8 protein-coding genes are annotated in these 13,597 nt (G+C 49.2%); all 8 read left to right on the top strand.

The window, feature by feature from the left end; translation table 11 throughout:
• Positions 1 to 28 precede the first annotated feature (28 nt).
• The 8 genes from AC3RCI_RS26350 to AC3RCI_RS26315 all read left to right on the top strand — a co-directional run bounded on the left by AC3RCI_RS26350 (position 29) and on the right by AC3RCI_RS26315 (position 13,418).
• Positions 29 to 1,927: a stalk domain-containing protein gene (locus AC3RCI_RS26350; protein ID WP_492526949.1), complete on the top strand. Its 1,899-nt coding sequence runs from the start codon at positions 29 to 31 to the stop codon at positions 1,925 to 1,927.
• Between the two features lie 310 nt (positions 1,928 to 2,237).
• Complete coding sequence (locus tag AC3RCI_RS26345; RefSeq protein ID WP_492526948.1) at positions 2,238 to 4,751, top strand: U32 family peptidase; 2,514 nt, start codon at positions 2,238 to 2,240, stop codon at positions 4,749 to 4,751.
• 172 nt (positions 4,752 to 4,923) lie between these two features.
• Positions 4,924 to 8,709: a DEAD/DEAH box helicase gene (locus AC3RCI_RS26340; RefSeq protein WP_492526947.1), complete on the top strand. Its 3,786-nt coding sequence runs from the start codon at positions 4,924 to 4,926 to the stop codon at positions 8,707 to 8,709.
• A gap of 78 nt (positions 8,710 to 8,787) precedes the next feature.
• Complete coding sequence (gene galU / locus AC3RCI_RS26335) at positions 8,788 to 9,666, top strand: UTP--glucose-1-phosphate uridylyltransferase GalU (RefSeq protein WP_492530019.1); 879 nt, start codon at positions 8,788 to 8,790, stop codon at positions 9,664 to 9,666.
• A 178-nt stretch (positions 9,667 to 9,844) separates the two neighbouring features.
• A complete protein-coding gene (gene rfbC / locus AC3RCI_RS26330; RefSeq protein ID WP_492526946.1) occupies positions 9,845 to 10,393 on the top strand; it encodes a dTDP-4-dehydrorhamnose 3,5-epimerase in 549 nt (182 codons plus the stop codon).
• Positions 10,394 to 10,454: 61 nt separating this feature from the next.
• Entirely contained in the window at positions 10,455 to 11,480 is a 1,026-nt protein-coding gene (gene rfbB / locus AC3RCI_RS26325; protein WP_492526945.1) for a dTDP-glucose 4,6-dehydratase, read from the top strand.
• Positions 11,477 to 12,364, top strand: a complete 888-nt coding sequence (rfbD, locus tag AC3RCI_RS26320; protein WP_492526944.1) for a dTDP-4-dehydrorhamnose reductase — start codon at positions 11,477 to 11,479, stop codon at positions 12,362 to 12,364. The genes rfbB and rfbD overlap by 4 nt, the downstream gene beginning before the upstream one ends.
• A gap of 178 nt (positions 12,365 to 12,542) precedes the next feature.
• Positions 12,543 to 13,418 (top strand): phosphatidylinositol-specific phospholipase C/glycerophosphodiester phosphodiesterase family protein, encoded by an 876-nt coding sequence (locus AC3RCI_RS26315; RefSeq protein WP_492526943.1) that lies wholly within the window; start codon positions 12,543 to 12,545, stop codon positions 13,416 to 13,418.
• Positions 13,419 to 13,597 lie beyond the last annotated feature (179 nt).

Below are 13,597 nucleotides of genomic sequence, written 5' to 3'. Positions count from 1 at the left end.
CCCGGATCAGAGAGGACGATGGAACGGAATGAAGAAGTCATTTTTACGTGTGCTGAGCACAGGGGTGTTAACCGGGATGCTGACCATGGGCGCTGTAATGCCAGTATGGGCAGCTGAATATACGACGAACGAGCTGCGTATCCAAGCGGGAAGCACGAGCGCCTACATCAACGGCAGCAAGCAAGCGATCGCCAAACCGTATAAGGTTAAAGGTGTGACGATGGTGCCTGTCGGTGTGTTCAAGAAGGCGTTTGGCAGCGAAATTCGGCTGGAGAATAATGATGTCGTCAAAGTGAAGGAAGGTCCGCATACGGTCACGTTAACGATTGGCAGCTCTATTGCCTGGGTGGATGGGGTCAAAAAGGAAATGGGTGCCGCTCCCAAAATGGTGAATGGCGTGCTTATGGTCCCCCTTCGTCCGGTAGCTGCCGGCATTGGAGCGACGCTCGCTCCAAGCAGTTCCGGGGAAGTGGTCATTCGATTACTGCAAACCGACGATTCCGTGGAAGAGGATGAGGGCGGTATCGATCTCGACGCAGGCAAAACAAGAATCGGCAACAGCTATTACGGCTGGTCCATTAATTACCCGGCAGACCTTATGGTTTTGCAAACGGGTGAACAGGAGCGGATGATGACGTTTGGCTCGGCAGACAGCAGCTATTATCTTGAGGTGTATGTTAGCGACCAGGATGTAGCTCTGGATTCGGATGACATGCTGCAGCAGCTGGTGCAGGAGGCCAAGCAATCGGGGGATACGGTGCTGGACCGGGAATCCGTTGCCAAAGGCAAGACGCCTTATGCCCGGATCGTGGTTAAAGATACGGACGGCATGTTATGGGAGATGCGCCAGTACATTAATAATGGGCGTCAATATGACGTTTACCTGGCGGATTACGATGCGATGAACTACAAGGATCTGAACAAACGTGCCGCGTTCCTCAACTCATTCCAGCCTACCTACGTGCAATCGGACCGGACCATTAAGGATCTGTCCACGGTCGATAATGGCATGCGTTCCGCATGGAATGACGATTACGGCATCGAACTGAATGTCCCGGCAGGTTGGTCCATGGATAATACACAGATGACTTATGAGTCCAAGGATGGTGCGTTTCTGCAAATGCGCGTGACCTCAGCGCCAGCAGGCGCAACCGTAAAAGACTGGAGCGGCCAACTGGACAAGTGGATGCGAGAAACGTTCACACCTGAAAGTTACGAACCGATTCGTTCGTATACCATTGAAGTTTCCGGCGAAACGGCGGAGGTCAATGAGTTCCGTTATAACTTCGGTGACGGATGGCAGACCGAGTTCGATGTACTTTTGCAGAAGAACGGTTATCGGTATTATGCCGAATACACATTCCCTGAGGAGCAGACTCAGGATCGGGAATGGTTTGAGCGGGTGATGAATAGTGTTGTGATTGATTTTGATACCGTATCCGATAACTTCGGACAACTGGATGAAGATCCGTATCTGACGGATAAAACGAAGACTTTAACACGCACGTCCAAACGGTACCATTATAGCGTCGACATTCCGCGTTACTGGACGGCGTATAACGACCGATTCGAATATTCTCCCGTTGTCTATACGTTCACAGGTGGCCAGTTCTCGATTGGCGTGAACGAGGATCAATCGGTCGAAATGACGGTCAGCCAGCTAAGAGAAGCTTATGAGGAAGCCGCGAAAACGCGGAAAAACTTCAAGCTGCTGAACAGTGGGGAGACGACCATTGCTGGTGTTCCGGCGTTCTCCTTCACGTATCATGAACTAGACAATGGCGTACCGTATACCGGGCAGCAGATCGTCTTTGAACAGAATGGAATGACGTATACGATTACGACAGGACTGAATGATGCCAACAAAACGGATGTGCAGACCGCAGCGCTGGAAAAAGCCGTGAAATCATTTACTTTTACAAAATAATGAAGTTTATGCCGGAGGGTCAGAGACCTTCCGGTTTTTTGTTGTGAGATGGAAATGAAAATGGTAAACGGTTTTTTCAGGAAAGCGTAGAAGAGTGAGTGCAGAAGTGGTACAATATCTTAGTTCAGGAGTTATGACTGCTGATCTGATAAATTAAGATGACTGTAGGCTTGGGAATCAGGCAATACAGACATAATGTATAGATATAGCGATACAGTGACAATGCAGGCGTACGGGATGAAGGTACAGGTTAAACGTATGAGGAAACAGGGATGAAATCCGGCGAAGGCTGGTTATGGGGAGGATCTACATGAAAACAGCAACATTACGAAGAGAAGACGTCGAGCTTCTGGCACCCGCAGGTGACTGGGATTGTATGCGTTCGGCGGTGGCCAATGGCGCGGATGCGATTTTCTTCGGAGTCGAAAAGTTTAATGCACGGGCACGCGCGAACAATTTCCGGATGGAAGAATTGCCGGAGATTATGGCGTTTTTGCACAGTTATGGCGTAAAAGGGTTCTTGACCTTTAATATATTGATTTTTGAAAATGAATTGACGGATGCCAAGGAACTGATCGACGCATGTGTCGATGCTGGTGTAGATGCCGTGATCGTACAGGATTTGGGCTTGGTGAAACTGATTCGCGAGATCTCACCGGATTTCCCGATTCACGGTTCCACTCAAATGACGATTACATCACCGGAAGCGGTCGAGTTTACGAAGCCGTTTGATATGGAGCGTGTCGTTCTTGGACGGGAGAACAACCTGAAGCAAATTCAGAAGATTGGTGAACAGGCGAAGCTTCCAATGGAAGTATTCGTGCATGGTGCACTTTGTGTATCCTATTCGGGACAATGTCTGACCTCCGAGATGTGGGGCGGACGTTCTGCCAACCGCGGTGAATGTGCACAGGCTTGCCGTTTGCCATATGACTTGATGATCGACGGAGAGCATAAGCCGATGGGTGATGTCGCATACCTGCTGTCTCCGAAGGATCTGGCTGCCATTGACCTGATGCCGGAACTGATCGAAGCAGGCGTAACTTCCTTCAAGATCGAAGGTCGTCTCAAAACCCCGGAATACGTGGCGAACGTGGTTAGCAAATACCGCAAAGCAATTGACCGTTACTTCGACGGTGACAATACGCCACCAAGCAAGGAAGAAATCCGTGAGCTGCAGCAAAGCTTCTCCCGCGGATTCACACATGGTTTCCTGGACGGTACGAACAACAAACAGCTGGTTGACGGTACATTCCCGAAAAGCCGTGGTGTCTACCTCGGTCGTGTGGATCAAGTTCTGCGTGACGGTGTTGTGTTGAAGCTGGATGCACCTGTGAAGCGTGGAGACGGCATTGTATTCGATGCTGGAGACCCAACGCAGAAGGAAGAAGGCGGACGGGTATACGATGTACGTCGCAAAGGTGTGAAAATCGAAGGCGAAGCCGGTGAAGGCTGGATCGTGGACATCGTCCCAGGCCGCAGTGACGTGGATCTGCGCCGCGTGAAGGTTGGCGACAAAGTATGGAAAACGAATGACCCTGCGCTGGACAAACGTCTGCGTCAGAGCTTCGAAACCGAGAAACCGTACCGTGTATTCCCGGTAAAAGTAAAAGTGATCGGCAGCCCGGGGCAGCCGCTTAGTACTTGGTGGACAGACGTGCAGAAGGGCACGACCGTCCGGATCGATTCCGAGATGGAACTGGACATTGCCCAGAAGCGTCCAATGACCTATGAATTGCTCGAGGAGCAATTCGGACGTCTGGGCGGCACCGTGTTCCAGCTGGAAGAGCTTGACGTCAACCTGCACGGTGACGTCATCATCCCGATGCGCGAGCTGAATAACATTCGCCGTCAGGCGGTGGAACAGCTCGCAGGCGAGCGCCCTAAACCGCCCGTCTACGTGAAACGGGCGGTAGAAGTTTACGGCGATGCGGTTAAACCGGCATCGCCAGTGGCTCGCGGTCAAGCGGAGCTGACCGCGCTCTGCCGCAGCCTGCCTCAAGTCGAGGCAGCGCTGGAAGCGGGTGTCGGCATGATCTACGCCGACTTCGAGTTTATCAAGCAGTTCCCGGCAGCCGTAGAAGCCGTACATGCCGCTGGCCGCAAGATTGCCTTGGCAACACCGCGTATTCACATGCCTGGCGAGAACGGATACCACAACAACATCCTGCGTCTGAAGCCGGACGCTGTGCTGGTACGTAATACAGGTGCGCTGTACTTCTACCTGCGCCACCGGATGGAGAACCCGGATGCGATTCATCCGGAACTGATTGGTGACTTCTCATTGAACATTGCCAACCATAAGGCTGTTGAACTGTTCCTGGAAGCAGGCTGTGACTGGATTACGCCATCCTATGACCTGAACATTCAACAAATGGTTGATCTGCTTGGTAATTCCCGTACAAGCCAGACCGAAGTGGTTATTCATCAGCATCTGCCGATGTTCCATACAGAGCACTGTGTGTACTGTACGTTTATGAGTGAAGGAACGGATTACACGAACTGTGGACGGCCTTGTGAAGAACAGCGTGCATCCCTGCAAGACCGGATTGGCATGTCTCACCCGGTACGTGTGGATGAAGGCTGCCGTAATACCGTTTATAACGCAGTGGAACAGTCGGGTGCCGAGTACCTGACCAACTTCATGGACCTGGGTGTATCCCGTTACCGCGTCGAGTTCCTGGAAGAGACGCCGGAGCAGGTTATGGAGGTTATTGATCTGTACAACCGTGCACTTCGCGGCGAGATCAGCGGTACACAAGTGTGGAAAACATTGAAAGCAACCAACCAACTGGGCGTTACGCGTGGTCAATTGGTGAAATAATAGGATCGTAGGCTGCAACGATTAGGACGGCAAGCATAATAGCAAGTAACAGGTTACAAGCATGAAGCAACCCCAAACTCTGCTTTACGGAGCTCTTGGGGTTTTTTCTGTAAAAGGGACAGGTGGATTGAGAGATATCATACCCGTCAGAACGCATAAGGAGGCGAAATACGTGGCGCCATTCACCATGATGGATATCAAATTGCTGTGCGGGGTCACGGCATTTAAACGAGGGGAAGCCTATAACCAGTCCGGCAGGGTGAGCAATCTGATTGTAAGTGACGATCAGCGTCATTATGAAGCCATGGTGCGTGGCACGGAACGATATCAGGTGAAGGTGGATTTGGACGAAAAAGGGGAAGTTGAGGCAGGCTGCACCTGTCCAGGCGATGGCCGGTATTATGACTATTGCAAACATGTCGCTGCAGTTCTGCTGGCGATTCATGAATGGGGTGAGCAGCAGGAGCTTAAAGCTGCCGGTACCAGTAGTTCTCAGGAGTCATCCAAACCTTCTTCAGGGAATCCTTCTGGGTTCGGTAAAGGCTCCGCTTCCAGGGTAGGTACGTTGGTGGAAGAGAAGGAGTGGGAGCGTCCCAACTCTCCTTCAACCTTAGACTCGGCTAGGGATTACAATCCGGAACGACACGAAGGTCCAAGTACAAAACGGTATACGGAGTCCAGTACGAGTACAACATCTCATTCTTTTGCACAAAAGAATAGAACCTCCGCTTTCGGGCTTAATTCCGCTGCTGATGCGGATCATCAACCGGTTGCCCATTTTGTCCAGGCAGGCCGCCCAAGCTCAGCCCCGGGGTGGGGTCGTTCGGCAGATAAGCCTTCGTATCGCACAGCTGACCAGATTCTGTCCATCTTTGCCAAGGAACGCAGTCCCTTACATGCGGGGGAACGTAAATATACGGCACCTGTCACCCGCTCATCGCTGCGAGAAGAGCTTCAGGTTCAGTTTATATGCAAGCTCGTTCAGGTTCACAAAGGGGGAGCCAAGCTCGCGCTGGAGCTTAAGGTCGGAAGTAAACGGCTATACGTGGTGCAAAAGGTGAAGCAATTCCTGAACTGCGTCGAGAAGGGCGAGCCGATGTCGTTTACCAAACTGTTTTTCTATGATCCTTCCATGCATTATTTCAGCCCCCAGGATCAGGAGATTCTATCCATGCTGATTCGTATGAGGCAGAGCGAGGAAGCGTATCGTGAATCCATCTCCGGTTATCTGGGTGCTTCGGATGGCCGGGATATATTGATTGCGCCGCTGGTGTGGAAACCGCTGCTGGAATTGCTGCTTCAGGCCGACAGCCGGATGGAAGGTACCGGACTCGCGAACGGACCGCTCGCGTTGGGTGAAGGTGCACTGCCTTTGTTTTATCGGATTGCCCAAGGGGACAATGAGGGGTACCAGCTTGAGATTTCAGGTTTACGCGAGTTGATTCTACTTCCGGCCTATGATGCTGCTGTAGTCGAAGGACAACTTCACATGCTGGAGCCGATGCAGATGCGCAGTCTGGAAGACTTGAGCAGGGCACTCACTTCGTATGGGATTAAGGAAAGCATCGATATTTCCTCCCAGCAAGTCGATGAGTTCGTGCAGCATGTGGTGCCGGAACTGCGTACGCTTGGACATCTGTCGATCGACGCCCAGGTGCGTGAACGAATTGCAGAGCCGGAGCTTGCGCCGAAGCTCTATATTGATTTTTATCGGGAGCGGATCACTGCGCGTCTGGAGTTTGATTATGGTGTAATGGTGATTAACCCGCTGGCGGAGTATCTGATCGATGAAGAAGAGAAAAAGGTTATCCTGGTGCGTGATCGTCATGCCGAGCGGAACCTTATTGAGCGACTGGATCGTTCCTTCCTGGAACGGGAAGGCAGCGTGTGGGCAAGTGAACGTGAAGATGCCATCTATGATGTGATGTATCATTTGGTGCCTGAATTGGAGAAACAGGTGGACATCTATGTCCCGAATGCCGTAAAGGCCATGATGCAATCCTACCCGACCCCACCCAAAGTTCGAGCAGATCTCGGGAAAGGGCTGGACTGGCTGGAGATTTCGTTTGAAATGGAAGGCGTGAACGAGCAGGAACTTCAGGAAATCATGCGCAGCATTGTGGAAAAGAAACCGTATTTCCGCTTGCGCAGCGGTGTCTTTCTATCGCTTGAAAATGAAGGAGCAGACAGCTTCGCCCACATGGCGGACTCGCTGGGACTTGGAGCGGGCGATATCAAGGGCAGCCACATTCGGCTGCCAGCCGTGCGAGCGTTACAGCTTCCGGGCCGGGATGAGGTTTCCGGACATGTGAAGTGGGGAGGTTCCCTGAAGCGTTTCCTGGATGATCTTCGTGATCCTGAGCGGATGGATTTTGCGCTGCCGAATGCGCTGGCTCCCGTGTTGAGAGATTATCAGGCCAGTGGATATCAGTGGCTGCGCACACTTGCCTTTTATCGTTTTGGCGGGATCCTGGCAGATGATATGGGACTCGGCAAAACGTTGCAAAGCATCGCCTATATCACGGCTGAACTGAACGAGAAGCCGATTTTAAATGGAGATGTTGGAGGACCAGATAGCTACGGGAAGAACGGGATATTGGGAGACGGCGCTTCAGAGGCAGCTTATTCAGGAATTGATCCTGTAACTGGATTACCATGGGATGAGGCCTCTCTGGTGGGGCTAGGGGACAATTCCCGTGCATCGGGAATATCGCAGGATGGCTTAACCATTCGAAGCCAAGCGACCCATCCCCCTGTGCTTGTCGTCGCACCTGCTTCGTTGACCTACAATTGGGCGAATGAATTTGCGCGTTTTGCCCCGCATTTACGCGTTCTTATCGCTGCAGGGCAAAAAGAAGAACGAGCCAATATGCTGGCTGACATTGACCAGGCGGATGTAATAGTAACATCCTATCCGCTGCTGCGTCGAGATCTCGAAACATATCTGGGGAGAACATTCCATACGCTTATTCTGGATGAGGCTCAGGCGATCAAAAATTCTTCCTCTCAGACGGCTCAGGCCGTCAAGCAGATTCAGGCACCACGGCGCTTTGCGCTCACAGGAACGCCTGTAGAGAACTCGCTGGATGAGCTGTGGTCCATTTTTGAAGCGATATTTCCCGGTCTGTTTCCAAGCTATCGCAGATTCCGAGACCTGCCGCCGGAGCGCATTGCCCGGATGGTTCGTCCGTTCATTCTCCGCCGCCTGAAGAAGGACGTGCTCGAAGAACTGCCGGATCGTATTGAGACGGTACAGCGCTCGGAGCTAACGGTGGAGCAGAAGAAACTGTATGCCGCCTACCTCTCCCAGCTTCAGGATGAGACATCCAAGGATATGGAAGAGAACGGTTTCCAGAAGAATCGGATCAAAATACTTGCAGGCATCACCCGTTTACGTCAGCTGTGCTGTCACCCGGCTCTGTTTGTGGATGGCTACCAGGGAGACTCAGGCAAAATGGAGCAGCTGCTCGAAACGGTTCAGGATTGTCTCGCGGCAGGCAAGCGGATCCTGATCTTCTCCCAATTTGCAAGCATGCTGAATCTGATTCGGCAGACACTGGCCGCGCAGGGCAGGAATCTGTTCTATCTGGACGGCCAGACACCGTCTCAGAGCCGCGTCGACATGTGCCGCAGATTCAACGAGGGGGAAGGCGAGCTGTTCCTGATCTCAATGAAAGCTGGCGGTACTGGGCTGAACTTAACGGGTGCAGATACCGTCATATTATATGATCTGTGGTGGAACCCCGCAGTCGAAGAGCAAGCTATTGGACGTGCCCATCGGATGGGGCAGAAGCAAGTCGTTCAGGTTATTCGTCTGATTACGGAAGGTACGATCGAAGAGAAGATTTTGGAACTACAGCAGCGAAAGAAGGATTTGATCGCGGAAGTGATCGAACCGGGGGATGGGGGATCAACGACTTTATCTGAGCAGGATATCCGAGAGCTGTTGATGGTATAATGAAGTCCAATCATATTGGAGTTTTCCATCATTAAATATATTAAAATATGACTCTATCTAGCAAAGGAGTGGGTTCTGCTGCGAATCCGCAAAGCCATTATTCCGGCTGCCGGGCTGGGTACCCGGTTTCTGCCTGCAACCAAGGCCATGCCGAAGGAAATGCTGCCCATCGTCGACAAGCCGACAATTCAGTACATTATCGAAGAAGCGGTAGCTTCAGGTATTGAAGATATCATTATCGTTACAGGTAAAGGGAAGCGGGCCATCGAGGATCATTTCGATTATTCGTTTGAGCTGGAACAGAATCTGGCAGGCAAACAGAAGTGGGACTTGCTGAACGAAGTTCGCAAACCTTCGGATATGGCAGATATCCACTATATTCGGCAAAAAGAACCGAAGGGCCTTGGCCATGCCATCTGGTGCGCTCGCAAGTTTATCGGGAACGAACCGTTCGCTGTCCTTCTCGGGGATGACATCGTGGAATCCAAGCAACCTTGTTTGGGGCAGATGATGGAAGTCTATGACGAGCTGCAATCCCCGATTGTAGGGGTACAACCTGTGGACTGGAGCGAAGTATCCCGTTATGGAATCGTAGACGGAGAGGTCGTATCTCCAACGGATGATCGTGTATTTCGTGCCCGTCGTTTAATCGAGAAACCGAAGACAGAAGATGCACCTTCGAACCTAGCCATCATGGGACGTTATATTCTTACACCCGATATTTTCGATATTCTTGGTCAGCAATCTGCTGGTGTAGGCGGAGAAATCCAGTTAACGGATGCTTTGTCCCGCTTGAACGACCAGCGGCAGATCCTTGCCTATCATTTTGATGGTCTGCGTCATGACGTTGGGGAGAAGCTAGGCTTTATTGAGACGACTATTCATTATGCGCTGCAGCGCCCGGATTTGCGTGACGATTTGTTGGACTATTTAAAGCGGGTTATTCAAAATAAATAATAAAAGCTTTGTTGTGGAGCCCAGCCTGACTTAAATTTGGCTGGGCTCCATCCTATATTATAGAAGAAAAAGTCGAAAATATAGTTCTATACAGGCCAATAACCGATCACTTGCCCTACACTTTACATATATATAGTCAATATGATGAAATGCTGTCAGCAGCAAACGGAGGGATGACATGAAGGTGATTCCGCTGCTCATGGATGGCGCAGCAATTTTGGAACCCCAGGTGTTCGGTGATCATAGAGGTTATTTTATGGAAAGTTATAACGAACAGATTTTATCCAAGAATGGAATTCAACACACGTTCATTCAGGACAATCAATCTTTATCTGCCGAAGCTGGTGTTCTTAGAGGTCTTCACTACCAGCTCAATCCAAAGGCACAGACAAAACTGGTGAGAGTAATATCAGGGGTCATATATGATGTTATTGTAGATATCCGTGCTTCATCCCCGACATTTGGGAAATGGCAAGGGGTCATTCTTAGTGAGTATAACCAGCGTCAGCTGCTGGTTCCTCAAGGATTTGCGCATGGATTTTGTACTCTTGTACCTCATGTACAGGTGGCTTACAAGGTTGATGCATATTATTCGCCAGAACATGATCGAGGAATCCTATGGAGCGATCCTGATTTGGCTATTGATTGGCCTGTGACAACACCGGTTCTTTCGGAGAAAGACCGTAAGCATCCTTTACTAAAAGATGCTGAACTAAATTTTAATTAATTAAGTTTATCTTAGATAGACATGTTGGTTATGATCTGAGAAGGAAAGGGAGAGATACAGCATGAAATTGCTTGTTACTGGTGGTGCTGGATTTATCGGCAGCAACTTTGTGATGTATATGCTTCGCGAACATCCACATTATGAAGTTATCAACGTCGACTCCTTAACGTATGCAGGTAACTTAGAGAACCTAAAGTCTATTGAATCTAACCCCCACTACACCTTTATTCACGCTGATATTACAAGTGTACAGCAAATCGAGAATTTGATGTCACAAGGGATTGATGTCGTAGTTAATTTTGCAGCCGAGTCACACGTGGATCGAAGTATTTTAAATCCGGATATCTTTGTGCGTACTAATGTTCTTGGAACTCAGGTACTGTTGGATGCGGCGAAGAAATATAACGTAACCAAATTTGTGCAAGTGTCTACTGATGAAGTATATGGCTCTCTAGGTCCTACTGGTTTATTTACTGAAGAAACGCCATTAATGCCTAACAGTCCGTATTCGGCTAGTAAAGCTGGAGGAGATCTGCTCGTAAGAGCGTACTATGAAACCTATGGGTTTCCTGTAAACATTACACGCTGTTCAAACAACTATGGACCGTATCAGTTTCCAGAGAAGCTCATCCCGCTTATTATTTCACGAGCTTTAAACGATGAAGCTATTCCTATTTACGGAGACGGACTTAACATCCGTGATTGGCTTTATGTAGAAGACCACTGCAGCGCCATTGATCTGGTCATCCATAATGGACGACTCGGGGAAGTGTACAATATTGGGGGAAATAACGAACGGACCAATCTATATATCGTAGAAACTATTCTTGAACATCTCAATAAACCTACCAGCTTGATCCAATATGTCCAGGACCGTTTGGGACATGACCGCCGTTACGGCATTGACTCTTCTAAGCTCCAAACAGAACTGGGCTGGAAACCGGCTCATAATTTCGAAACAGGGATACGCGAAACCATCCAGTGGTATCTAAATCACGAGGAGTGGTGGGCACGTATACAGTCCGGAGTCTATAAAGATTATGTCCAGCTCCAGTACGGCAACCGATTGGGTGAATCAAAGAAATGAAGTATAGGGTGATCGTTACTGGAGCAGCTGGGCAGCTTGGAATGGATGTAGTAAGGACATTCAGGCGAAATGGCCATGATGTGATGGCTTGTGACAGGGAACAGCTGGATATTACAAATCAGCATGAATGTAATAAAATTATTCTCTCGTTTAAGCCGCATATCATTATTCATTGTGCTGCTTATACAGCAGTGGATCGAGCGGAGATTGAAGTAGACGCCGCTTATGCAGTGAATGCAATAGGTACACGGAATATTGCAGTTGCTGCAGAGAAGGTGAAGGCTAAGCTCATATACATCAGTACGGATTATGTATTTGATGGTACTGCTGATCAACCCTATAACGAATATCATGTGACTAATCCCAAAACTGTGTATGGCGAGTCGAAATTGGCCGGAGAGCTTCTGGTTCAGAGTTTATGTTCACAGTGGTTTATTGTAAGAACGTCTTGGGTTTTTGGTATAAATGGAGAAAATTTTGTGAAAACGATGATTCATTTGTTAAAGAGCCGTCCGACACTGCAGGTAGTCGATGATCAAAAGGGATCACCCACGTATACAGTAGACCTCGCTCACTTCATTAGTAAACTATCCCTGAGTGAAAAGTATGGCATATACCACGCTTCCAATTCAGAGATGTGTACATGGTATGAGTTTGCCCACGCTATCGCTGAAGAAGGAATAAAACAGACAGTCTTCACACCGACTGCTGTACTCGTTCCATGCACAACAGAACAGTTCCCTCGTCCTGCACCACGTCCTCAGTATTCTGTGATGGATCATATGGCCATTCGTATAAATGGCTTAGTGCCCTTAAGGCCGTGGAGAGAGGCGCTCATCGCCTTCTTAAAAGAGTTGAGCCAGAGCGATAAGAATACAACATGATACAAACTAATCAACCGTACCACCATTTAACAGCTGCCTCCGGGCGGCTTTTTTGTTTTACACCTCATCAATTCGGGTAGTTAGCTATCAAAAAGGAAATCCCGCACATACACTGTCATATCTTATTAGCTATACACTTCCTACCTCCAATATCACTCCTAAAGGATGTGAACATCATATGAAACGAATCGCTGCCGTCATTACACTATTGATCGTTACCGTGGGTACCCTCTTTTTTGCCTATGAGAGTCAAAGTGAGGAACAGCGTGATGGATTTACAGCCTACCGACTGATTGCCCACGCCATGGGCAGTATCCGTGATCAGCCTTATACCAATGCCTATGAAGCGATGATCGCCAATTACGAGAAGGGCACAAGAGTGTTTGAGATCGACTTCATGCTCACCTCCGATCGCGTAGCTGTAGCCAGACATGAATGGACTGCCAATATGAGCAAACTGCTGGGCCAGGAAGAGGAACTTCCTGAAGACAAACAGGCTGGTGCACTTACGCACGATGAATTTATGAACACCCCAATTTTGGGCATCTACCAACCCATGGACGCGGATGGCATCATTAATGTGCTGTCGCAATATCCCGATATGTATATCGTAACGGATACGAAGGAGCAGAAAGATGAGGATATTCAGCAGGTGCTATCTTCTCTCGTCAACGCTGCCAAAAAGAAAGATCCATCTGTACTGAGTCGCATCGTCGTGCAGATTTATAATGAGCCCATGCTGGAAACTGTGAAAGAAATCTATGCGTTCCCGTCCGTTATATATACCCTCTATGCAACGCAGGATACGGAAGCACAGGTCGTTGATTTTGTGGAAAAGAATGATATTGATGCTGTAACCATGCCGGAATATAAGGTGAATCAAAATTTCGTCGCCAAACTGAAGAAGGCGGGCGCTGTTACTTACGTGCATACCATCAATGACACCGACCAGGTGGCCAACTATGAAAAGTGGGGCGTATATGGCGTCTATTCAGATGTGTTGACGGAAGAAGAGCTGGATCAGATGAATACACGTTTTGCCTGGAAGCCATAATACTTATAAGTGGAAAATCACACCTTAGAAAAGTAGCCCTTCATTATTACTCGAGCCATGATTTAATTAATTCGATATACTCATTCCTCCCAAAATCACAGACCGATCCCTACACTTTACAGGGAAAAGTCTGTGATTTTTTGTTCCCCTTTTTATGCGAACATTGACACTCACTGCCT

The sequence above is a fragment of the Paenibacillus sp. MT124 genome (assembly GCF_058792755.1).
This window is presented reverse-complemented; position numbering and strand designations above follow the sequence as displayed.

Coding starts and splice junctions, on each gene's coding strand:
- AC3RCI_RS26350 (WP_492526949.1), top strand. CDS start 29: ATGAAGAAGTCATTTTTACGTGTGCTGAGCACAGGGGTGTTAACCGGG.
- AC3RCI_RS26345 (WP_492526948.1), top strand. CDS start 2,238: ATGAAAACAGCAACATTACGAAGAGAAGACGTCGAGCTTCTGGCACCC.
- rfbC (WP_492526946.1), top strand. CDS start 9,845: ATGAAGGTGATTCCGCTGCTCATGGATGGCGCAGCAATTTTGGAACCC.
- rfbB (WP_492526945.1), top strand. CDS start 10,455: ATGAAATTGCTTGTTACTGGTGGTGCTGGATTTATCGGCAGCAACTTT.
- rfbD (WP_492526944.1), top strand. CDS start 11,477: ATGAAGTATAGGGTGATCGTTACTGGAGCAGCTGGGCAGCTTGGAATG.
- AC3RCI_RS26315 (WP_492526943.1), top strand. CDS start 12,543: ATGAAACGAATCGCTGCCGTCATTACACTATTGATCGTTACCGTGGGT.